The organism is Faecalibacterium sp. An192 (genome assembly GCF_002160175.1).
GTDB lineage: Bacteria > Bacillota > Clostridia > Oscillospirales > Ruminococcaceae > Faecalibacterium.
Genome location: NZ_NFKB01000003.1, coordinates 109,881 through 131,773 on the forward strand (window position 1 = coordinate 109,881; position 21,893 = coordinate 131,773).

Annotated in this window: 21 protein-coding genes; 3 read left to right on the top strand and 18 right to left on the bottom strand. The window is 52.6% G+C overall.

Annotation, left to right across the window (positions count from 1 at the left end):
• The first annotated feature begins 69 nt into the window (after nt 1–69).
• Both B5F27_RS02025 and B5F27_RS02030 read left to right on the top strand, forming a co-directional pair.
• Nucleotides 70–1,179 carry an aldo/keto reductase gene (locus B5F27_RS02025; protein ID WP_087364308.1) on the top strand — a complete coding sequence of 370 codons (1,110 nt, stop codon included), beginning with the start codon at nt 70–72 and terminating at the stop codon, nt 1,177–1,179.
• 136 nt (nt 1,180–1,315) lie between these two features.
• Complete coding sequence (locus tag B5F27_RS02030) at nt 1,316–1,933, top strand: hypothetical protein (protein WP_206422982.1); 618 nt, start codon at nt 1,316–1,318, stop codon at nt 1,931–1,933.
• Here the strand turns inward: B5F27_RS02030 and B5F27_RS02035 are convergent.
• From B5F27_RS02035 to B5F27_RS02055, 6 genes are all read right to left on the bottom strand, one after another.
• Nucleotides 1,911–3,479, bottom strand: a complete 1,569-nt coding sequence (locus tag B5F27_RS02035; protein WP_087364310.1) for a recombinase family protein — start codon at nt 3,477–3,479, stop codon at nt 1,911–1,913. The two genes, B5F27_RS02030 and B5F27_RS02035, sit on opposite strands and share 23 nt — an antisense overlap.
• Before the next feature lie 78 nt (nt 3,480–3,557).
• A complete protein-coding gene (locus B5F27_RS16745; RefSeq protein ID WP_158098178.1) occupies nt 3,558–3,698 on the bottom strand; it encodes a hypothetical protein in 141 nt (46 codons plus the stop codon).
• Nucleotides 3,699–3,906: 208 nt separating this feature from the next.
• Entirely contained in the window at nt 3,907–4,692 is a 786-nt protein-coding gene (locus tag B5F27_RS02040) for a DUF6551 family protein (protein WP_087364313.1), read from the bottom strand.
• A complete protein-coding gene (locus B5F27_RS02045) occupies nt 4,689–5,627 on the bottom strand; it encodes a hypothetical protein (RefSeq protein ID WP_087364315.1) in 939 nt (312 codons plus the stop codon). Before B5F27_RS02045 ends, B5F27_RS02040 begins: the two co-directional genes overlap by 4 nt.
• Entirely contained in the window at nt 5,605–5,850 is a 246-nt protein-coding gene (locus tag B5F27_RS02050) for a hypothetical protein (RefSeq protein ID WP_087364317.1), read from the bottom strand. Before B5F27_RS02050 ends, B5F27_RS02045 begins: the two co-directional genes overlap by 23 nt.
• Nucleotides 5,851–6,270: 420 nt before the next feature.
• Entirely contained in the window at nt 6,271–6,558 is a 288-nt protein-coding gene (locus B5F27_RS02055) for a helix-turn-helix transcriptional regulator (RefSeq protein WP_087364319.1), read from the bottom strand.
• Nucleotides 6,559–7,311: 753 nt separating this feature from the next.
• Between B5F27_RS02055 and B5F27_RS02065 the strand changes: the two genes are divergently transcribed.
• On the top strand, nt 7,312–7,644 hold the full coding sequence (locus B5F27_RS02065; RefSeq protein WP_087364324.1) for a helix-turn-helix transcriptional regulator: 333 nt from the start codon (nt 7,312–7,314) through the stop codon (nt 7,642–7,644).
• Between the two features lie 45 nt (nt 7,645–7,689).
• On the opposite strand, the gene B5F27_RS02070 is transcribed toward B5F27_RS02065, so the two are convergent.
• The 12 genes from B5F27_RS02070 to B5F27_RS02125 form a co-directional block, all read right to left on the bottom strand.
• Nucleotides 7,690–8,121, bottom strand: coding sequence for a sigma-70 family RNA polymerase sigma factor (locus tag B5F27_RS02070; RefSeq protein WP_087364326.1), 432 nt, complete (start codon nt 8,119–8,121; stop codon nt 7,690–7,692).
• 161 nt (nt 8,122–8,282) lie between these two features.
• Complete coding sequence (locus B5F27_RS02075) at nt 8,283–10,019, bottom strand: ABC transporter ATP-binding protein (protein ID WP_087364329.1); 1,737 nt, start codon at nt 10,017–10,019, stop codon at nt 8,283–8,285.
• A gap of 2 nt (nt 10,020–10,021) precedes the next feature.
• Entirely contained in the window at nt 10,022–11,827 is a 1,806-nt protein-coding gene (locus B5F27_RS02080; protein ID WP_087364331.1) for an ABC transporter ATP-binding protein, read from the bottom strand.
• Between the two features lie 140 nt (nt 11,828–11,967).
• Entirely contained in the window at nt 11,968–12,918 is a 951-nt protein-coding gene (locus B5F27_RS02085; RefSeq protein ID WP_087364334.1) for an AraC family transcriptional regulator, read from the bottom strand.
• Nucleotides 12,919–13,098: 180 nt separating this feature from the next.
• Entirely contained in the window at nt 13,099–13,524 is a 426-nt protein-coding gene (locus B5F27_RS02090) for a sigma factor-like helix-turn-helix DNA-binding protein (RefSeq protein ID WP_087364336.1), read from the bottom strand.
• Nucleotides 13,525–13,695: 171 nt separating this feature from the next.
• Complete coding sequence (locus B5F27_RS02095) at nt 13,696–15,441, bottom strand: ABC transporter ATP-binding protein (RefSeq protein WP_087364338.1); 1,746 nt, start codon at nt 15,439–15,441, stop codon at nt 13,696–13,698.
• 1 nt (nt 15,442) lies between these two features.
• On the bottom strand, nt 15,443–17,209 hold the full coding sequence (locus B5F27_RS02100) for an ABC transporter ATP-binding protein (RefSeq protein WP_087364340.1): 1,767 nt from the start codon (nt 17,207–17,209) through the stop codon (nt 15,443–15,445).
• Between the two features lie 112 nt (nt 17,210–17,321).
• Complete coding sequence (locus tag B5F27_RS02105; RefSeq protein ID WP_087364342.1) at nt 17,322–18,275, bottom strand: AraC family transcriptional regulator; 954 nt, start codon at nt 18,273–18,275, stop codon at nt 17,322–17,324.
• Complete coding sequence (locus B5F27_RS02110) at nt 18,272–19,747, bottom strand: energy-coupling factor ABC transporter ATP-binding protein (protein ID WP_087364343.1); 1,476 nt, start codon at nt 19,745–19,747, stop codon at nt 18,272–18,274. The genes B5F27_RS02105 and B5F27_RS02110 overlap by 4 nt, the downstream gene beginning before the upstream one ends.
• Nucleotides 19,748–19,759: 12 nt before the next feature.
• Nucleotides 19,760–20,479 (bottom strand): energy-coupling factor transporter transmembrane component T, encoded by a 720-nt coding sequence (locus B5F27_RS02115; RefSeq protein ID WP_087364345.1) that lies wholly within the window; start codon nt 20,477–20,479, stop codon nt 19,760–19,762.
• A complete protein-coding gene (locus tag B5F27_RS02120) occupies nt 20,480–21,070 on the bottom strand; it encodes an MptD family putative ECF transporter S component (RefSeq protein WP_087364347.1) in 591 nt (196 codons plus the stop codon).
• Nucleotides 21,071–21,273: 203 nt separating this feature from the next.
• On the bottom strand, nt 21,274–21,711 hold the full coding sequence (locus B5F27_RS02125; protein ID WP_087364349.1) for a sigma-70 family RNA polymerase sigma factor: 438 nt from the start codon (nt 21,709–21,711) through the stop codon (nt 21,274–21,276).
• Nucleotides 21,712–21,893: the final 182 nt, after the last annotated feature.

Sequence of the window (21,893 nt, forward strand, 5' to 3'; positions counted from 1 at the left end):
ACCCACGGGGCAGCCCCTGCCCCTTTCAGAACATCGGGCCCGCCGGGGCCCGAAAAAGGAGGAGATCCTATGTCTGAATCCACTGCACACGGGCCTCTGGGCTTTGGCCTGATGCGCCTGCCCCGCAAGGGCCTGGGCATCGACATCGCCCAGACCAGCGAGATGGTGGACCTGTTCCTGGAGGCAGGCTTCACCTATTTTGACACCGCCCGGATTTATTACGGCTCGGAGGAGGCCGCCCGGAAAGCCCTGGTGGAGCGCCATCCCCGGGACAGCTTCACCCTGACCTCCAAGCTTCACGCCGGCCTGGCCCGCAGCGAAAAATCCGCCAAGCGCCAGCTGGAAACCAGTCTGGCCCGCTCGGGGGCAGGATATTTTGACTACTACCTGCTCCACGCCATCATGGAAAACAACACCGAGCGGTACAATCGCTTCGGCATCTGGGATTTTGTCAAGGAGCAGCAGGCCAAAGGGCTGATCCGGCAGTACGGCTTCTCCTTCCACGGCGGGCCCCAGCTGCTGGACGAGCTGCTGACCCAGCACCCCGAAGTGGCGTTTGTTCAGCTCCAGATCAACTACGCCGACTGGGAGAATCCCACCGTCCAGGCCCGGGCCAACTATGAGGTGGCCCGCCGCCACGGCAAACAGATTGTCATTATGGAGCCGGTGAAGGGCGGCGCCCTGGCCGACCCGCCGCCGGAGGTCCGCAAGCTCTTTGACGAGGCCGCCCCCGGGGCTTCCTATGCCTCCTGGGCGCTGCGGTTTGCGGCATCTCTGGACGGGGTGCTGGCGGTGCTGTCGGGCATGTCCACCCCCGGCCAGTTACAGGACAATCTGGCCACCATGACCCATTTCCGCCCCCTGGACAGCCAGGAACAGGCGGTCATCCAGCAGGCCCAGAAGATTCTGGGCCACTCTGCGGCCATCCCCTGCACCGCCTGCGGCTACTGCGCCAAGGGCTGCCCCAAGGAAATCCCCATCCCCCAGATTTTCGCTGCCGCCAACAAGCAGCTGGCCAACGGCCAGCAGGAAGAAGCCCGGACCGCCTATGCTGCCGCCACCGCCCCGGGCCGCCTCGCCTCCGACTGCATCGGGTGCAAGCAGTGCGAAAGCGCCTGCCCCCAGCATCTGCCGGTGACCCAGCTGCTGGACCAGTGTGCCGGCATGCTGGAACGCTGAGCCTTTTTCGGGTTTTTCTGCCTCCGCCTTCGGGCGGGGGCTTTTGTTTTCTATAAGGATGCCTCTGCCCTCACCCTCCGGGGGCCGTCCGCATATGCTGGGGCAACCCATATCCTATGTAAAGGAGCATCAGCCTATGGCAACAGGAATTTTGCGCATCCAAACCTTTGCAGCCCGGGAATCGGCGCCGATGCCCGGCGTTACCGTCCAGGTCACCGGCGACGGCTTCACCACCAGCCGGGTCACCGACAACGGCGGCAGCGTGGCCGACATCCAGATCGAGGCCCCGGCCTGCAGCTATTCTCTGGACCCCAACAACACCACCGTCCGCCCCTACGCCGTCTGCGATCTGGTGGCCGAAAAAGCCGGCTACCGGACGGTGAAGATCGAGGGCATCCAGATCTTCTCGGGCCAGGTCACTCTGGCTCCGCTGGAGATGATCCCCGCTGACGCCCGGGTGGCCGAGCCGGATGAGCCGGTGGTCATTCCGCCCCATCCCCTCTTTGCGGGCGGCGGCGGCAGCGGCCCCGCACCCGCCGCAGACCCCCGGGTCCTGCCGGCGGTGGTCATCCCCAAGCGCATCACGGTCCATCTGGGCACCCCCTCCTCCTCGGCCAAAAACGTGACGGTATCCTTCCGGGATTATATCGCCAACGTGGCCTCCAGCGAGGTCTACCCCACCTGGGTAACACAAAATAACCCAAACACGCTTTTGGCGCTGTTTCGTTCTTTTAGAAGTTCCACTCGATGGTGACGGCTTGTTTTCCAGTTTCAGGATCTTTGGGTGAAACCACCACCCGATGCAACAAAAGTACAACCAGTTCCCTGGTCAAAACCGGCACCGCAGCAAACTGCCGCACCCGCTGCATTTGGGCCTCTGTCTCCTCTCTTTCCGTCTTTTGCTGCCCCAGTTCGGTTTCCAGAATCAGGATTCTGGCCTCCGCCTGTTTCACCTCTTCCAGAAAGGATTGATTCATCTGGGAAAACATCCCGGCGTCGATCAGTCCGGACGCCTTATCCAGATAAAGCTCCTGGATGGCTTTCCGCCTCCGTTCCACTTCACCTTTGAGACGCCGGAGTTCTGCCCGTTTGGCCTGTTCCCGCTTTTGGGCTGGATCATCCCGCTGGGGTAAATCCACCTTTTGCGGATCAAAGTAATCTTCTACATAGGTGCGGATGCGCTGGAGGACAGTTTCTTCCAGCGCATTCAGATCGGTGCAGGTTTTGTTGGAGCATCGTTCCGGGGCACGCTGGTGCATCCGGCAGCGAAGGTATCTCCGCCGGGTTCCATTGGCTCTGTTCTCTCCGCTGCCGCTCTGCTCCATGATGCTCCCGCAGCAGCCGCAGACCACCTTCCGGGCCAGCGGATGAACCATCCCATTGGAACCGCTCCGGGCGCGGTTTTTCAGCGTCTCCTGGACTCTCTCAAAGGTTTCCAGGTCGATGATGGCCTCATGGGTATCAGGCACTACAATCCATTCCGATTTGGGCAGCCAGACCGTCTTTTTGGACTTATAGCTGACCTTTTTGTGCCGTCCCTGAACCAGGTTCCCTGCATAGGTTTGGTTGTGGAGCATTTGATAAATGGTGGGACAACTCCAAAGGGAAGCATTGGGATTCTTTGCTGAAATCTTATAATGGATTCCATTCCTCTGCTTATATGCGGTTGGGCTTGGAATACCCTCGCTATTGAGGATTTGAGCAATCTTATGAGCGCCAATACCGCTGAGGGTCATCTCAAAAATACGTTCCACAACAGCTGCAGCCTCCGGGTCAATCTGCAGTTTGCCTTTCGCCGAGGGGTCCTTCCGGTACCCATAGAGAGCAAAAGAAGCGATGTACTGTCCCTCCCGGCGCTTATGGTCCAGCACCGAGCGCACGTTATTGGAAAGGTCCTCCAGATACCATTCGTTGACAAGGCCGTTGATCTGGCGGGACTTTTTGTTGGCACGGTCATCGGTGTCCACATGGTCCACCACCGCAATAAACCGAATCCCCCACTCAATGAATTTTCCATGCAGATACTTTTCCACAAGTTCCATGTCCCGCGTGAAACGAGACTGGGTCTTGGCCAGAACAAGGTCAAACCGGTGCTCGCTGGCCGCCTGGATCATGGCGTTAAAAGCAGGACGATCCCGGTCAATGCCAGAGTAATCCTCATCCGAATAAATCTGGTAGATGTCAAACCCCCTTTCAATAGCATACTGGACAAGCATGGATTTCTGGTTCTGGATGCTCTCCGATTCGCCAACTTTATACTCGTCCTCCTTGCTCAACCGGCAATAAATAGCAGCTTTCATGATTTACACCTTTTCCTTTCGGTGTAATCGCCTGTATATAGTATATCGTGTTTTCCTTTTGACCGCAAGGATACAGCGTCATTCCAATGGATTTTCAAGCGATACTCCGTCCATCAAGCCGATAATATATCGTTCAAATTCTTTTTGAAATCGTTCTCTGCGCTGTTCGTCACTTTGGGACTGAAATGTTTCGCGTAAGATAAAACCACATTTTTCCATTGCAATCTCCCCTTTCGCAGAACATTTTGTAAAAGCTACAATACAATCTATGGAATCCTGTCACGGGTGAGAACCTTTCAACCTGGTAGTTTTCACCCCCGGCTGTATTGCCAGCTTTCGGGAATCATAGGCTATGCACCCCTTTATGTAGAAGCCGCCTGTTGGTTTGCAGGCGGCTTCTGTGCGAAAGGGGATGAATCAGGGGATGTCAGAACTTCATAGGCAGCACGTTCTTCTTACTGGACCCGTTATAGATGGCATATACCTGATAGAGGTATTTCTTGTAACCTGCCAGATTGACGCCCATTGCCCGACCCTCCCGATAGATGGTCAGAGGGTCTACCCGGTGCAGGCGGCTAATCAGACGCCGGGGGTCGTATTCGCCGTGGTACAGTTCCACAAAGCGGGAAACGCCCTGGATCGTCTCGGCCCGCAGGGATTCAGAGTCGCCATTCCAGGCGTCTACAATCAGGGACAGCGCCTCCTTGTAGAGGTCAGGCCCCATCCGCTTGAACTCCTCAAAGGCCGTGCCGATGCAGGCAATACGGAACCTGCCGCGCCGCTGCGCGTAGTCGAGACAGAGGCCCGCCGATTCAGTGGCCTTGAGGAAAGCCATAGCTTCCAGGTCGCCGCCGTAGATCAGGGCGCGCATCCTAGCGCCAGGCGTCAGCTTTGCGGAGACGCCGGTCTGCTGGGCAAAAAGCAGGGCTTCTTCGCTCTCGCTCAAGCCCCGATACACATGGCAGCGGACCATCAGGTCGTTGCCGCCGTTCAACAGTTTGAGGGCTGCGATGGTGTGCTGTCCATCGAACACATAGTACCGGCCGTTGCGGTAGCTGACCTTGGGCGGATTGACCAGCCGCGGGTCGAAGGCTGCCGCAATCTTGCGCACCCGGTGGATGTTCAGCTCTCTCTGGTAGCTGCCCCGGGGGACTTCCAGCATCTTGCTGTTGATCATCATTTCCTGGTAGGCGCTGGCATTGTGAAGTTTCATGTAGTCCTCCTTGTATTTTGCAGGTAGTGGATACCCTTTTCCGTCAGCCGGTCAATGCCCTTCTGGCAAGCGGCGCGCTGCTTCTTGTTGGCCTTGAGGCAGGTATCCCAGCGAAAAATCATGGTGTCCAGGGCGTCTTCCAGTTCAGAGCAGATGTCGTCTGCGTCGATCTCCCCGTTGGACTGCACCATGTTGGCTGAGATGTCCCGAATGGCCTGTAAGGTTGCGGTGGTACTGCGCTTGGGCTTACATTTCGGCTCGTTCTCTTGTTTGCCGGTCTCTTTTGCTTCTTTAGCCTGCCGGAGCTTCTGGACCAGCTCAGGCCGTTCTTCCGGCGCTGCCTTGGCGATAGCCGCCACGGCCTTCTCTGTGGGCTTGATACTGCCAGAGAGGATTTCCTGTTTGATGCCGGGTTCAGTTTCCTCGGCAGCGTCTACACCTTTGGCAAATTGCTCTGCGCGAATAACCGTATTCCTGCCTATGCCATTTTCCGCAGCAATACGTTCGCATGTGACGTTCATCCTCTCTTTCGATTTACCATTTTGGTAAATCGAATCTTTTTCAAGTTCAGATGGGTGTCCTTTTCGATAGGCCCCTCCATGCGACGACTTCTCTGCCTTGTACTGCTGTCCAACCAGATATTTGAACTGCTGCGGCGTCAGATTCCGCCGCCCGAGCTGATTCTTACAAATCCAGGCGATGGCTGCATACCGATCAGGAAACTTCTTCTCATAGGTGGTGAATTGGATTTCCGGGTGTTTTTGGAGGATGCGATAGCGGTTGTGGCCGTCTACAATGACTCCGTCCCAGGTGATGAGAGGGTTGATGACTACGCCGTCCGCTAAAATGTTTTCTTCAAGCTGTTTCAGCTCTTCCTCCCGAAGGGGCGGTATCTTTCCCTCGAACTCGGGGTCAATCGTCAGATGCTGCAACATAGGCTTTCGCCCTCCGCCGGCTGGAGTCCCTCTGAGCCGCAGGCTGGACGTAGTAGTCGAAACCGTAGCGGGTCTGACAGTAAGTACAGATCTCCTTGCTCTGCTGCCGCAGGTCTGCGCGGCGCAAGCTGCTGCGCTTCGCATCCTGGAAGGAATGCAGGCAGACCGGGCAGAGGGTAATGAGGGACGCGGTGTTGAGATTGCGCGTATAACTGCGACTCATAGGGTACCTCCTTTTGCTTATGCGTTGATAGTCTATCTGTAAAACCCACCGTCTGAGGTCCGATTGCCTTGAGCGGTGGGCTGAAATCTTGTTTGGATTTCCCTCCCCCATTTGTCCTCGACGCCCCGGGGAGGGTTGGGAACCTTCTGGCGACGGATTTGCACCGCTCCATTGGCGTTTCAGCCACCCCGCCTTCTTTGTGGCCGGGCCGCGAGTTACGGAAGTATCATTGTCTGGAAGTACCAGAAGGCTGCTTATTCACTTTTCAAGGTCCGCCAGCTTTGGGCTTGTCCTTCCCTTTTGGGGGAAGCCCTTGCTGTGACTTTATGATACATTAGAAATTTCTTTTGCGGGAGTGACTCGGAGTACCAGTTACCGGTACTGGTTGTACCAGTACTTGATAATAATATTTCAAATTACTTAAAGTTTGTTTTTAACCCTTTCCAGAATTTCAATGGCAGTAATAAGATCGGATTGAATTATATCCAAATGCGGCTTTCTGCCTATGACAAGATAATCTAAGCTCACTTCAAAAAACATGGCAAATTCTACTACCAAGTCTACAGAACACACTCTTCGGCCAGTTTCAATGGAACGCATATGTTCATAGCTAATATTTATTTGTTCAGCAAGCTGCATTTGGGTAAGATTTTTATTCTCTCTCAAGCCCTTAATTCTCTTCCCACATTCAACAGAATCAAAACGCATACTGTTATCCTCCAGATTTTGTCGCGTGTATTGGCGTGCAAAAGCAAAATCTGAAGGTCAGGGGTATTTGGCGATATACGTCTCCCAGTGCTGGCGCATACGTCACTCCTGTGGGGCGACGGAAGCGATAGTCTGAAAGAGCATAAAAAAGGCCGACAGACAGCCGCAATTTCCCTAAAGAAATCGCTTCCGTCTGCCGGCTCGTCCGGCCTATAGCCGGTTCAGTCCTATCTAACAAACTTTTGACTCCTGATTTCCGTCCCTGAGGGCTATACCCAATCCGACGCAGTTACAGTATGTCTCATTCCATATTCAGTTTTAGATTGATTGCCTCTATGCGAATGACTTGAAGTGGAAGTATGCCTCCGTCACTTTGACGCTACTCTGGGCAATCTCGATAATCCAGTGCCTTTTGCACTTGGGACACCGGTGATACCCCGTTACAATGATTTTCCCGCACATGAGACGGGTCCCGCAGCGGGGACAATTCGACATACTTAGCTCGTTTTTCAAGATGTCAGTCATCTTGATACCTCCCTCTTTTTCTTTCGTAAATGTCTTTATCGCTCTACTTTGTTAAAGCGAAAATTAAAATCTCCCTCTATAAACCGTGACAAAAATGGCCGTTTTGTACCCTCTAAAATCGAAAAATTTTCAATTTAGGTACTATAATTCCTATTTAGGGGAACTATAATGGTATTCAAACTTTTGCGCACGTACTATAGAATTGTATAAAAGGAGATGATAGTGCCTATGACGAATTTGGAAAAACTTGGGAGCGCACTAAAGGCCACCCGTAAAAAGAAAAAACTGACCCAGCAGCAGCTTGCAGACATGAGTCACATTTCCTTGAAGCACCTTCAGTCGATTGAAAAAGGTCTCAAAAACCCTTCTTTTGAGGTTTTGCTTTCGCTTGTCCACGCGCTGGACATTTCAATAGACGCACTGTTTTATATTGATTCGGAGGACGACGAAAAAGCCATCATCGAGCTGAAGCACAGCTATTTGTCCTGTTCTCCCCAAGCCAGAAAAATCCTGTTGAATGCCACCCGCGCCCTGGCGAAAGAGTTAAAGGAAACCCTCTGACCATGTGAAAGTATGCCGATGTAAGAGCCATCTTATATCGGCCTTTTATGGTTTCTCTTCCAAAATCACCATCAGGCGCTGTATGCCGCGCCGGATGCTACTGCTGATACGGACCCGGCCCACGCCCTCGGCTTCGGCAATCTCTGCAACGCTCATCCCCAAGTAGAACCTGGCATAGAGCCGCCGTGCCTGCGCCGGAGGCAGCGACATTACGGCACACAACAGCCATTCCCTCTGCTGTTTCTGCTCCACCACAGCTTCCGGGGTCAGGGAAAAGCCTAGCGTCTCATGTTCCAGACCGTCCTGTATGTCCAAAGAATAATGGGCGTTATAGCGGTACATCTGGCGTTCATACGCGATGTCTGCCCTCTGGGCGGCGCTTATCACCTCCATGATTTCGCTCGGTATATCGACGTGAACATCTTTCTGATATATGTCGGGATATAGTTCCCGCAAATTTACTTCCATAAGTATCATCACTCTATTCTATCTATCGGCAAACAGCATAAGAGAAGCGGCGGCCTTGATTTCTCAAGACCGCCGCTTCTCCGTGTGGGAGGTTAGCTTAGAACGCCCTTTTTACAACGGTCTCGGTGCCTGTCGTAAGGGCAGGTAAGCAGAAAGTCATATACCGGCATTTATACCGACCAGCCAAGACTCTCCTGCTGGATGTGGAACAGTTTGTGATACAAGCCATTCTTTTCCATCAGCTGCCGGTGGGTGCCATGCTCTGCCAGCTTCCCGTTATCCAGGACAAGGATCTGGTCAGCGTCCACCACCGTGCGCAGCCGGTGGGCAATCATGATGACGGTCTTTCCCGCCACCAGTTTGGCGATGGCCTTTTGGACCAGGACCTCGTTTTCGGGGTCGAGGGAGGCGGTGGCCTCATCCAGCAGGATGATGGGCGCATCCTTCAAAAGGGCCCGGGCGATGGAGATGCGCTGGCGTTCACCGCCCGAAAGGGTGCCGCCGTTTTCGCCCAGTACAGTCTGATAACCTTCCGGCATTTCCTGGATAAATTCGTCGCAGTAGGCCGCTTTGGCCGCCGCCATCACCTGGGCGTCGGTGGCATTTGGGTTGCCGACGCGGATGTTGTTCATAACGGTATCGTTGAACAACGTCACGTCCTGGAACACAAAGGACATATAGGACATGAGGCTCTCCGGCTCCATGCACTTAACGTCTTTGCCGCCCACCGTGATTTTACCCTTTTGCACGTCCCAGAAGCGCGCGACCAGTTTGGAGACGGTGCTCTTGCCCGAGCCGGATGGGCCCACCAGGGCCGTCACGCTGCCCGCGGGGATTTTGCAGGAAACATCCCGCAGGACGGGTTCTTCATTGTAGGCAAAGGTGACATGGTCAAGCTCGATGTTGCAGTCCGGCACCGTCGTTTCGCTGCCTTCCATAGCAGGGGTGGTGAGCAGAGTGCGCATCCGGCGGGTGACTACCCGCAGGTTGAGCAGAGAGGACAGGTTTGCCAGAATGGCCAGGATGGGGCCGTAAATGCGGGTGACCATCAAAAGAAACATGAGCAGGGGCAGCAGCTCGATCTGTCCCTTTGTCAGCAGGACAGCGCCAACAAAAATGGTGATGCCCACCCCTGCCTGCAAAATCATGCTGGCACCCGACATGAACACACCTACTGCCATCTCCACCTTGACGGCAATCTTTTTCATGGCAAGCAGGGCCTTGTCCAGTGCGCGGAAGTGAGCCCCGGACAGCCCGCAGGACTTGATGATCTTGATGCCCTCCAGATACTCCTGCACCTGGTCGGAAGCGGCCAGTTTGGCGTCCACCTGCTTTTCAAACAGCTTCTGTTGATGCTTGCGGCTGAGCCAGATGATCAGGAAGGCCAGGGGCACGGTGACAAACACGCACAGAGCCAGTCGCCAGTCAAAGAAAGCCAGCAGGATGCAGGTCAAAGTGACGGTGATGCCGTTGGCGATCAGCGGCGGGATGGTGCTGCTGAGCAGGGATTCCATGCTGCTGCAGTCGGCCATCATGTTGGTGGTCAGCTCCGACAGGTCTTTGGTGTTGAAGAAATTCATGGGGAGCTTGCGCAGGTGCTCCGCAATCCGCAGGCGGGTGGCGTTGGACTCCTTGTAAGACGCAATGTAGGTCTTGCGGTAGTCGTTTTTGGCGGCCAGAAATACCAGCACCGCTGCCGCGATGCCCGCGCCCCACAGCATCCAGACGCGGCTCCACCGGATTGGACCGCCCCCGGCCAGGGGGGTTAAAATTTCGCTGAAAATCATGACTGTCACGCAAAAGGGCAGCAGCATAGCGAGGTTGGTCAGGGTGCAGGCGAAGATGGCCTTTTTCAGGTCACTGTAGCCTTTGTCGGACAAAAAGAGCGCTTTCTGCAATTTGCTCATGGTTACACCGCCTTTCCGCTGATTTTCCAGTCAATGGCCTGGGTATAGTTGGACCACATTCGGGCATAGCGCCCGCCGGCGGCCACAAGCTGGTCGTGCCGGCCTTCTTCCACCAGGCGGCCTTTCTCCATGACGATGATCTTGTCCGCACTGCGGACGGTGGACAGCCGATGTGCAATGATGATGACCGTCTTGCCCTGCATCAGCTTTTCAAAGGCTTTCTGGATGAGATATTCGTTTTCAGGGTCGGCGAAGGCGGTGGCCTCGTCCAGCACGATGATGGGAGCGTCCTTGACAATGGCCCGGGCAATGGCGATGCGCTGACGCTCGCCGCCTGACAGGTGGACCCCTTTTGCCCCCACCACTGTGTGATAGCCGTCGGGCAAACGGGAGATGAAGTCGTGACACTGGGCGGCCCTGGCGGCGGCAATCACCTGCTCCTCACTGGCCGAGGGGTTGCCCATGCGGATGTTATCCAGAATGCTCTGCTTGAACAGGAAGGTATCCTGAAACACAAAGCTGACATGGCGCATCAAATCAGCCTGGGCCATATCCCGGATGTCTACCCCGCCGATGGTAATGCTGCCGGAAGACACGTCCCAAAACCGTGAGATCAGGTTGGCAATGGTGCTCTTGCCCGAGCCGGACGGGCCGACGATGGCCGTCACCTGCCCCTGCCTGGCCGTAAACGAGACATCTTCCAAGGCCTTTTCCCCTGTGTCACTGGTATAGGAAAAGCTGACGCCGCGGAATGCTACGTCCTCCCCCGCCGGCTGTTGGGGGTGGGCCGGTTCCGGCATTTCGGGGATGTTCAGAATTTCGTCCATGCGGGCCACGTTCCCGTCGATCTGCATGAAGGACTCAGAGATGTACATGATCTTGTTCAGCACCCCCGAAATGGCGGGCACAAAGAGCAGGTAAAAGAGAAAGGTCATGGCAAAGCTGGTGAAGTCGTCGGTATGAGCGCCCACCCAGATGCCCACCGGGACCAGCAGCAGATAGACATTGTTGATGATGGTGGTAAAGGCGGGCATACAGTTCTGCCAGCCCAGGGAGAATTTCAGCACCCATTCCGTGTAACCGGCAATGGCGTCTTTCAGCTTCTTGAAGGAAGACGCCGTCTGGTTGAAGGCTTTCACCACCGGCATACCCCGGACATACTCCACCGAGGCATTGTTCATTTCTTCCAGGGCTTTCTGATATTGGCCCATGTTCTCCTTCATCTCGCTGCTGCCAAAACCGATGAACTCGGCCACAAAGGCCAGGATGATGCCCGCCAGCGAGGCCAGGCCAAAGCGCCAGTCCACCGCCAGCAGGATGATGACCATGACCACAGGCGCTGTGACCGAGGCCACAAAGTCCGGGAACTGGTGGGCGATAAATCCCTCTACGCTCTCGATGTTTTCATCCATGATTTTGCGCAGCCGTCCGCTGCCAATGGTCAGGTGATAGCCCAGAGGTATTTTGGTAATGTGGTCCGCGAAGAGCAGCTTCAGGTCGTACAGCGTCCCGAAGGCCGCCAGGTGGGATGCGAAAATAGCCAGAAAATACAGCAGGATATTGGCCGCGATGCCTGCCAGCGCCAGCCAGCCGCAGGCCATCACAGCGGCCAGGTCCAGCCGGGCCATGTGGGGGAAAACACCGAGGACCAGACGGATCATTCCATACACCGCGATATATGGCACAAAGGAAGCGATGGCTGCCAAGGACGAAAGGGCCGCAGCCAGGAAAACCAGGCCCTTCCGCCTGGAAGCCAGTTCCATGCAGCGGGCCAAACCCGTCTTTGGCTTTGCATTTGCTTTTGACATGGGGTGAAACCTCCTTCAATGAAAATGACGCAGGTTAGAACTTACTAACTTGCGCCATCCATTGTAACAGCCCCCGCCGCTGGTTTCTACTCCATCTGTTTGGTCCTGCGCTCAAAATAGCCCAAAGGTGCCAGCTACTTTCAGCCCTTTTTCCGGTAGTCTTTGGGCAGGACGCCATACACCGAGAAGAACGCCTTTGCGAACTTGCTTGCGTTGCTGTACCCCAGAGCCTGGGCGATGTCCCCGATTTTCTGCTTGCTTTGGGCCAGCATCTGGGCCGCCAGGTTCATCTTGTACCGTTTCAGGTAGGCATAGGGGCTTTCGCCGTAAATATGAGCGAAAACCATATAAAAATTCGACAGATTCATGTGTGCCTGCCGGACAAGGGTTTCCAGCGGGACTTTTTCATCCAAATGGGAAATCAGATGGGCACGAATCTCCTTCACTTTCTGGATCTGCTTTTTGTCAAAGTAAGCCGCGTCGCACCCCGCCGCCGGGGTCAGTCTGGCCACAGCCCGCAGCAGTTCCAGGGCCCCCAGCCGCAACGCCGGCACGTCCCCCGCCCGGCCGGCACAGTCCAGCCCGTCGAATAAATCTTGCAGCTCTTCCGGCGCGGCGCTGACATAACAGCTTTTCTCTGTCCCCAGGTCCCGTCTAATTTGGGCCGGGTCGATGGCCATCGCCTCCAACAGCCAGCAGGTGGAAGCTGAAAGGGCCTGCCCGTCCACCACAAGGCTGGTACCCGCATACTTTCCAAGCGGGAAGGAAAAGGACACCGGCAGCCGCGCCGTCCCCGCCACGCTGAAGCAGCCCTCCGGCAGGTAGGACACGGTGTGGTCTGCATACTCACTCTCGTAGCGGCCGCCGCGGCAGCAGGTGACCTCCAGAATCTCGGCGTTGAAGGTCTGGGAGGGAAGCACCGCGTCGGTCTCAAAATCCAGAAAGCAGATCTGGACGCCGTCGAACAGTTGGTAGCTTTTGACCAGCCCCTTACCCGGGCAGCCGTAGTCGATGACGGTGCAAGCGCCGTCCCGGGCCACAACAGACGCCCCGGGGCCGTACCAATCTGGGTTGAAGGGAATACTCGGCATGATGCGTTCCTCCTGAGCTGATTTGCAGCCGCATTTGATTAGTTCGCACTAACCCTCTTGTATGTAACTATACACTATCTAACGCCGAAAAGCAATCTCCTTATACCAGCGTCCACTTGAGAAAAGAGAAAGAGCAGATGCCGCACGACATCTGCCCTTTTGGCTCCCTTAATTTCCTTGCTATCTTTCCAAAATCACCATCAGGCGCTGTATGCCACGCCGGATGCTACTGCTGATACGGACCCGGCCCACGCCCTCGGCTTCGGCAATCTCTGCAACGCTCATCCCCAAATAGAACCTGGCATAGAGCCGCCGTGCCTGCACCGGAGGCAGCGACATTACGGCACACAACAGCCATTCCCTCTGCTGCCTTTGTTCCACCACAGCTTCCGGGGTCAGGGAAAAGCCTAGCGTCTCATGTTCCAAACCGTCCTGTATGTCCAAAGAATAATGGGCGTTATAGCGGTACATCTTGCGTTCATACGCGATGTCTGCCCGCTGGGCGGCGCTTATCACCTCCATGATTTCGCTCGGTATATCGACGTGAACATCTTTCTGATATATGTCGGGATACAGTTCCCGCAAATTTACTTCCATAAGTATCATCACTCTATTCTATCTATCGGCAAACAGCACAAGAGAAGCGGCGGCCTTGATTTCTCAAGACCGCCGCTTCTCTGTGTGGGAGGTTAGCTTAGAACGCCCTTTTTACAACGGTCTCGGTGCCTGTCGTAAGGGCAGGTATTCGCTGGTTATTGATACAACGCCCGAACTTTTTTAGATGCTCCACCCCTCAGCCTGTTCACGGATGGTGATGAATCGCCGGTAAAGACCTTCCTGCTGAACAAGCTGCCGGTGCGTTCCGCTTTGAACAATTTGCCCCTTGTCTACTACCAGAATCTGGTCGGCGTGTTCGATGGTTGCCAGGCGGTGGGCAATGACAATGACCGTCTTTCCAACGGTCAACTCGCTGATGGCCTGCTGGATCAGATGTTCATTTTCGGGGTCAATGCTTGCGGTTGCCTCGTCAAGAATGACAATGCTGGCGTTTTTTAAGATGGCGCGGGCAATCGAAATGCGCTGCTTTTCGCCGCCGGATAAGGTAGAACCGCCCTCTCCGACCACGGTCTGATAACCTTTCGGCAGTGACATAATGAAGTCGTGGCACCGGGCCTTTTGGGCTGCCTCTATGATTTCCTCCTGTGTTGCACGAGGGTTTCCAAACCGGATATTATTCTCAATGGTATCATGGAACAGATAGACCTTCTGAAAGACCATGGAAATATTGCGAAGAAGGCTGTCACAGGTCATGTTCTGAACATTCTCGCCGCCCACTGTAATCGCACCGCTGTCCACATCGTAGAAACGGGCAATCAGGTTGCAGATGGTGGTCTTGCCGCTGCCGGATGGACCCACGATAGCCGTGGTGCTGCCCTGGGGGATGGAGAAGCTGATATTCTGCAGGACCGGCACTTTATCGTAGGAGAAAGTTACATTGCGAAACGCGATGTCCGTGTTCTTCAAAGGAATATCCTTTCCATCCTTGTCAATGATGTCGGCGCGTTCAATGTTGTCCAGTTTATCAAGCGTAGCATCAATGATTTCCAGGACATGAGCGGCATTGTTCATGGTTTCTACGCTGCCAAAAATCATAAAGGAAAACATATCCAGCATAAGCATGGTGGGAAGTTCCAGGCTGCCTTGACAGGTCAACAGCGCAGCCGCGGCGACAATGGCCATTGAAGCTGCCTTCAGTGAAAACAGATGCAGGCAGTTGAATGGCATATACTCCACTTCGATTTTGATGTTGATATTTTTGCTGTCGTTGTACGCCTTGCGAATACCGGCAATGGACACCCCTTCCTGCTTAAAGGCTTTCACCACCTGCATACCGCGCAGGTATTCGATTGTGCTTTCCACCATATCATCCTGCGCTTTTTGGTGAACAGGAGCGTTCTGACGGCTGCGGGCCTCCAGCAGATGGAGGAACAGAGCAGACAAAAGGACGCCAGCCAGGGCTATCCCACCAGCAAGAAAGCTGTAAAATGCCAAAAACAGAATCAAAACGATGACGGTGATGTAGCCGTTGACCACAGTGTTGACCATATTCATGGCATACATCTCCATAAATGAGAGGTCTGTGGTCACCGCCGCGGTCAACTCTCCCATGTTGTTCTTATGGAAGAAGCCCAGAGACACCCGTTTCAGAATATCGCCCAGCCGTATCCGCTCATCGGCGGTGGCTTCATAGCCAACACTTTCCTGTGTGATGGCGCGAAGATAAGAGAACAGGTATCTGCCCAATACCGCCACGATCATGGCTCCCAGCATGAGCCAGATGTCGCGGCTCTCCAATGGCTTGATACCATTGAAATCATCCAGCACGGCGCTGAGTCCCTTCGCGGCCAGCATAATGGGGACAGCCGTAAAAATGCTGTGGATAAAAGCGTAGATGAATCCGATGTAAATGCGCCGTTGATAACGGCCTGTCCAGCGGATCAGCCGGTTCACAATACGGAACATATCAGTTGCCCCCTTTCCCGGAACTGGCCGACCAGTTCTGAGCGCCGATATGCGCTTGCCACATATCCCGATAGAGGGAATCTCCATCCAAAAGCTGCTGATGTGTACCGATATTCTCTACCTGTCCGTTTTGCAAAACAATGATTTGGTCGGCGTTTTTAATGGTGGACAGACGGTGCGCGATCACCAGCAGCGTTTTGCCTTTTGTCAGGGCTGCAATAGACCTCTGAATTTTTTCCTCGTTTTCCTGATCGGTGAAGGCGGTAGCCTCGTCCAAAATAACGATGGGGGCGTTCTTCAATATCATACGGGCGATGGAAATGCGCTGCTTTTCGCCACCGGACAGACGGTTGCCGGCATCTCCGGCCGCCGTATCATAACCATGCTCCAGTTCCCGGATAAATGTGTCGCAGCAAGCTGCTTTTGCGGCCGCATAGACTTCTTCGTCCGACGCCTTTGGATTGCCCAACCGGATGTTTTCCTTGATGGAGCAGTTGAACAGAAAATTGTCCTGCGTGACAAAGCTGACAAGGTCCGTAAGCTGGGACAGCGGCATATTCCGAATATCCGTGCCACCGATGGTGATTTTCCCGCCGTCTACATCCCAGAAACGGGCAATCAGCCTGGCAATGGTGGACTTGCCTCCACCAGACGGACCCACAAGCGCGGTAAATTTACCTTCCGGGATTTTTAAGTCAACATGGGAAAGGGCCTGTTTGCTGCTCTCTTTATCGTAAGAGAAAGAGACGTTGTGCAGCACAATTTCCTTTGATTGAATCTCTGCCGGGCTGCCGGTATCCGGCAGTTCTTCCGCATGAAGCAGTTTGTCTACATCATGCACGGCATATTCGATTTCCTTTGTTTCGTTGATATAGGTAGTGAAGTTCATCAAAGGCCCCACAATGCCCAGAGAGAGAATCAGGCAGATCACAAGGTCCTGAGGCGCAAGGGTCCCTTTCCAATACAGGTACATTCCAACGGGAAGCGTTCCCAAAAAGGTTGAGGGAAGTACCGCGGTAATGAAATTCATCCCTTTCCAGCTGCTCTGATACCACTTGAGGGTGTAATCCTTAAAGGACTGGACAGCTTTGGCAAACTTCTCATAGGAACTGGAGGACTGATTGAAGGCTTTGATGACCTCGATGCCCTCTACATACTCTACAATGACCCCATTGACGTAATTGCTGGATTCCATGTAGTCGGCATAGAGCTTGTTGAAATTTTTCATCATCGCAGCAAAGGCAACAAGAGCAAATGGAATCGTCACCAGCATAGCCAAGGCCATCCGCCAGTCAATACAGGCCAAATAGATAAAAACAGCCGCCGACAGCAGTAAATTGGAACTGCACTCTGGAATCATATGGGCCAGGGGCAGCTCAATGGTTTCCACCCGGTCAACCAATACGCTTTTCAGTTTTCCTACAGATTCGCCCATGACCGTCCCCAAGGGGGCCTTCATCAGACGCTGGGCAAGAGCCAGGCGAATATTCTCCAAAATGGTGTAAGCGGATATGTGTGACAAACTTGTTGAGATCCCATACAAGAGAAAGCGCACCGCATAAGCGCCCAGTCCAATCCAGCACCATCTCCAAACCACCGCCATTTCAGGCGATCCGCCGATAAAGAGCGTAATGACCTGGTAAACGCTCCAATAAGGCACCAACCCTGCCGCCACGCTGATGATTGCGCACACAACCGACAGCGCTATCTTGCCCCGGCATTGTGAAGCGAAGGAAAACACAATCGAAATCCAGCTTTTCTGCTTCATTTCTTTTCCTCCCGAAACAAAATAATAAGAGAGTACCAATCACCTTGATACTCTCTTATTATGACAAGTGTTTTCTTCGCCTGCCACTCTGTGCGGCTGTATTTTGCTCCATTTAGATTTTTATTTTTCGATATTCCAATGGCGTTTTGCCCTTTACTTTTTTGAAAGCCTCAGAAAATTTGCTTGTATTGGAATAGCCTACCTTTCCGGCAATGACCGTTATAGGTTCGTTCGTCTGTGTCAGGAGAGATGCTGCCAAATCCATGCGATAGTTTCGCATATAGGTATAGATCGCCGTACCATACACACCCTTAAAGCATTGTTTCAGGGCAGAAGTCGAAATATCAAACCTTTCGGACAGTTCTTCCATTGTAAAATGCCGCTCCGGCTCTCTTGTCATAAAGGCCATGATAGCCTTTACTTTTTCCACCTGCGACTTGTAAAAATAGGGGCGCTCCACCCCTAAAACCGTTGGGTCAACCGTTCTCAATGTGACCAACAGCTCCAAAACTTTTACCCTGAGATATTCCAGGCGGATATTCTCTGGCACCTGGTATAACTCCGAGATCACATGGTCGGGCACAGAGTCCCCGTGCATGATAAATGGCCGTGTATGCAGAGCGAATTGCTTTTCCACTTGCTCCAGGTCAATGGAAAACAACGCAAGCAAATCGCTTATTCCCGCCATCGCTTCTTCAACAGAGATGGTGATTGTAATTCCGTGATAATGGCTTATGGGAAAACTGCAACGCTTATTTTCTGTTGCCGAACTTTCCAGCATAATATCGCCCGATGCAAGATACAAATAGGCCCCGCCGCTCACCTGCCACTCAATACGGCCCTCCCTGCAATGGTGGATACCAATATTCCGCGCATTGTCAAAGTGGCGCGCCGGGCAGCTGGCCATATGAAAGTCATTGTACATGACCCCGATGCCAGGATATACCTCGTAAAAAGTAACGGTGCCGTCGCCTGTCTCGTTTTTCATCTGGTAGACTGAGCAGGATTCATCACGGCAAATCAAATGTAAATGCTGCTGTGCAAAAAACTCATCGTTCTTGTTCAATTTGCCGTCACCTCATTCTGGCCGAAAAAGGCTTTTAGCCTCTGCACACCAACAGCATCCAATGGATACTGTTCCTCGACTCTGCCATGTTCCAAGTGCAGAACATAACTGCAACAACTTACAATCAGCTCATAGTCATGGGTGATGACCAGAGAAGTTTTCCCCGTACCCTGGATTGCCAATAATTCTCTGACCACCTCTTTCATATGCTTCAAATCCAACCCGCTGGTCGGTTCATCAAACACCAGAATTTTGCGTTCAGAAACAAGGGCTGTAGCAATCGCTACTCTTTGCTTCTGCCCGCCTGAAAGCGACATTGGATGACGTTCCTTAAACTGCAGCAAATCCAGTTGATTGAGTGTTTCGTCCGCATAAGCAGCGTCTGGCTTTGCCATGCTGATCATCATTTCTTCCTCGGTACTCTCGGTAAACAACTGATGATTGACATCCTGCATGACCATATAGCACAGGGATAGTCTTTGCTTCCTATTATACTGTTTTCCATCCAGTTTCACAATGCCTTTGCAATGCTTTTCCAATCCGCAGAGGCAGCGTGCCAGGGTGGATTTTCCCGCTCCATTGTGGCCAATGACCGCAATGACACCTGTTTGCGGTAATGTCAGGCTGTCAATGTCAAGGGCATCTCTTTGCTTTGTGTAAGCAAAATGGAAGTTCTCACATTCGATAACCCCTCCGCTGGCAGTCGGATGTGCTGTTACAGGGAACGCGCTAAGGTCAAAAGGCCGCAAGCCCATTTCCACCTGTTCCATCACAGACCGATTGAGAGCCGCTGAAGCTGGATAATCCTTTTCAATCTTCCCGTCCTTCAAATAGAGAACACGATCTATCAGCCCCTTCAGATAATAGAGACGATGTTCTGCGATCACAACGGTTTTTCCTTGTTCTTTCCATACCTGAATCATGCGGCGTAAATCTTCGGTAGCCGCAATGTCCAAATTCGAAGATGGCTCATCCAGAACAATGATAGGCGGATCACTGGTAGACACAGAGGCACAGGCAATTTTCTGCTTTTCTCCGCCTGACAGTGAAAAGATGTTTTTGCCCATTAAATCGTCAATTCCAAACTCTCTTGCTGTTGCTTTGACCCGCTGAACGATTTCTTCTTCAGGGAGTCCTTGATTCTCGCAGCCAAATGCCAGTTCACTGGTAGAATCTACAGTAAAAAACTGCGTGCGGGGATTTTGAAATACGCTCCCTACATATTTTGCGGTTTCATAGAGGGGAAGAGAGCTGATGTTTTTTCCATCCAGCAAGACTTCGCCGCTCAACTCGCCCTCATAGTAATTGGGAATCAGACCATTTACCAGCCGTGTAAGAGTTGTTTTTCCGCAACCCGACTCCCCGCAGAGAAGTACGATCTGACCATCTGGAATTACAAGGTTGATATGTTCCAATCCACCTGTATTTTCTCCTCCAGTATAGCGAAAGTTGATTTCTTTCAGCTCAATCACTGGTGTCCTCCCTTATTTCAGAAAAAAGCTCACCCAACCAAGGACAGCCACCAGAATAAAAAGGATGTCCAACAGTCCAAATCCTATTTTGCAAATATTTGTACGTTTACATGGTGAGCCAAGTCCTCTTGTCAGCGCAGCCGCAGACAATTCCTCGCCAATTTTTGCAACTGAAATCATCAACGGAACCATGCGGTATTCCAGCATTTTGATTGGGCTTCGGAACGTTGTGATACCTCTCATCTTCATAGCATCACGAATGGCGGCATATTCTTCTTTAACTGTAGGGAAAAAGCGAAAAACCACAGAAATTGGAATCACAATTTTCTGTGACACACGGAGCCGCTCCATAGCTGCTACAAACTCGCTGACAGTTGTTGTGGAAATCAAGTAATAACCCATTACAAACCCTGGAAGCATATGCGTGTAGATTCCACTGGCAGCATTCAAGATAAAATTCCATATTCCTGTAAGCATAGGAATAACTGCAATTTCCAGCCCATAGAGAACCATGTATGTAACAGAAAATCTTATTGCCGCTTTCCATCTTTGTGACAGCAGCAACAGGATCACCGGCAAGGCTACCAAGCATGGCCGGATTACATTCATGATGCCTCCTGTGCCACCTGCCATCGTGATTGTGCTGACTGTGACCGTTAAAAATATTTTTGTTCGCGGGTCAACCGGGATCAAAGAATTGTGTTCAAATTTCAATTCTTCTGCGGCACTCATTTAGGCAATCCCCGCTTTTTCAAAATGTTTCTTTAATACCGCTTTTCCGAGCAGTGCGCCCAAAATACCACCAATGAAAGTTACCACAAACAACACAGGGAACATCCAGTTGGGTGTATAGGAAGCAAGAGTGGCTGTATACTCAGCGCCATAGTTGCTTTCGAGGAATGCAAAAAATTCAGTACGGGTAAGAAACATACGACTTACGTATCCCATAATCCACAGTGAAAACACGCCATTTCCCAGAAGTGTACATTTCCAGCTTTGATACTTTCCAGCCTTTAGAACCAGATCTCCTAAAATGCCAAAAATGACACCAAAAATCAGCACCAGTACGCCTGCTCCTATCAGCACATTGATTAGCCCCAATATAATACCCGTCAATGAAACCATGCCAAATTTTTTGACTTTCGTTAAATATAGCATAAATGGAATCCCACATAGTATAGGACACACCAGTCCCAGCAGCGGAATGAAAATGGGAATATATCCCAACATCATGCCAACAAAGAAAATGACAAAGTAGATGGCAGTAAATACGCCAACATTGATGAGGTCTTTTGCTTGGAGCTTTTTATTCTTCGCTTCCATTTTTAGTCCTCCTTCTGAAGTTAGGATTTGCTAACTCTTTGCCTAAAAATATGGGCAAATTTTCGCATTCGTTATACTATCATACACCAATCGGTGTTTGCCACTCTATATAGATTGAAAATGCTCCATTTGGTTTTCAAATTTTCATGATATAATAAAATAGAAAAGACAGATGCCGCACGGCACCTGCCCTTTTGGCTCCCTTAATTTCCTTGCCCTCCTTCCAACATCACCATCAGGCGCTGTATGCCGCGCCGGATGCTGCTGCTGATACGGACCCGGCCCACGCCCTCGGCTTCGGCAATCTCTGCAACGCTCATCCCCAAGTAGAACCTGGCATAGAGCCGCCGTGCCTGCGTCGGAGGCAGCGACATTACGGCACACAGCAGCCATTCCCTCTGCTGCTTCTGTTCCACCACAGCTTCCGGGGTCAGGGAAAAGCCAAGCGTCTCATGTTCCAGACCGTCCTGTATGTCCAACGAATAATGGGCGTTATAGCGGTACATCTGGCGCTCATACGCAATGTCTGCCCGCTGGGCGGCGCTTATCACCTCCATGATTTCGTTCGGTATATCGACGTGAACATCCTTCTGATATATGCCGGGATATAGTTCCCGCAAATTTACTTCCATAAGTATCATCACTCTATTCTATCTATCGGCAAACATCACAAGAGAAGCGGCGGCCTTGATTTCTCAAGACCGCCGCTTCTCCGTGTGGGAGGTTAGCTTAGAACGCCCTTTTTACAACGGTCTCGGTGCCTGTCGTAAGGGCAGGTAAACGCTGGTTACTCATGAGTGGCCGCCTCTTTCAGCCTCTCGAA

Bases quoted from the DNA above. Each gene is read 5' to 3' on its own strand.
- B5F27_RS02025 (WP_087364308.1), top strand. From the start codon at position 70: ATGTCTGAATCCACTGCACACGGGCCTCTGGGCTTTGGCCTGATGCGC.
- B5F27_RS02030 (WP_206422982.1), top strand. From the start codon at position 1,316: ATGGCAACAGGAATTTTGCGCATCCAAACCTTTGCAGCCCGGGAATCG.
- B5F27_RS02035 (WP_087364310.1), bottom strand. From the start codon at position 3,479: ATGAAAGCTGCTATTTATTGCCGGTTGAGCAAGGAGGACGAGTATAAA.
- B5F27_RS16745 (WP_158098178.1), bottom strand. From the start codon at position 3,698: ATGGAAAAATGTGGTTTTATCTTACGCGAAACATTTCAGTCCCAAAGT.
- B5F27_RS02040 (WP_087364313.1), bottom strand. From the start codon at position 4,692: ATGAAACTTCACAATGCCAGCGCCTACCAGGAAATGATGATCAACAGC.
- B5F27_RS02045 (WP_087364315.1), bottom strand. From the start codon at position 5,627: ATGTTGCAGCATCTGACGATTGACCCCGAGTTCGAGGGAAAGATACCG.
- B5F27_RS02050 (WP_087364317.1), bottom strand. From the start codon at position 5,850: ATGAGTCGCAGTTATACGCGCAATCTCAACACCGCGTCCCTCATTACC.
- B5F27_RS02055 (WP_087364319.1), bottom strand. From the start codon at position 6,558: ATGCGTTTTGATTCTGTTGAATGTGGGAAGAGAATTAAGGGCTTGAGA.
- B5F27_RS02065 (WP_087364324.1), top strand. From the start codon at position 7,312: ATGACGAATTTGGAAAAACTTGGGAGCGCACTAAAGGCCACCCGTAAA.
- B5F27_RS02070 (WP_087364326.1), bottom strand. From the start codon at position 8,121: ATGATACTTATGGAAGTAAATTTGCGGGAACTATATCCCGACATATAT.
- B5F27_RS02075 (WP_087364329.1), bottom strand. From the start codon at position 10,019: ATGAGCAAATTGCAGAAAGCGCTCTTTTTGTCCGACAAAGGCTACAGT.
- B5F27_RS02080 (WP_087364331.1), bottom strand. From the start codon at position 11,827: ATGTCAAAAGCAAATGCAAAGCCAAAGACGGGTTTGGCCCGCTGCATG.
- B5F27_RS02085 (WP_087364334.1), bottom strand. From the start codon at position 12,918: ATGCCGAGTATTCCCTTCAACCCAGATTGGTACGGCCCCGGGGCGTCT.
- B5F27_RS02090 (WP_087364336.1), bottom strand. From the start codon at position 13,524: ATGATACTTATGGAAGTAAATTTGCGGGAACTGTATCCCGACATATAT.
- B5F27_RS02095 (WP_087364338.1), bottom strand. From the start codon at position 15,441: ATGTTCCGTATTGTGAACCGGCTGATCCGCTGGACAGGCCGTTATCAA.
- B5F27_RS02100 (WP_087364340.1), bottom strand. From the start codon at position 17,209: ATGAAGCAGAAAAGCTGGATTTCGATTGTGTTTTCCTTCGCTTCACAA.
- B5F27_RS02115 (WP_087364345.1), bottom strand. From the start codon at position 20,479: ATGAGTGCCGCAGAAGAATTGAAATTTGAACACAATTCTTTGATCCCG.
- B5F27_RS02120 (WP_087364347.1), bottom strand. From the start codon at position 21,070: ATGGAAGCGAAGAATAAAAAGCTCCAAGCAAAAGACCTCATCAATGTT.
- B5F27_RS02125 (WP_087364349.1), bottom strand. From the start codon at position 21,711: ATGATACTTATGGAAGTAAATTTGCGGGAACTATATCCCGGCATATAT.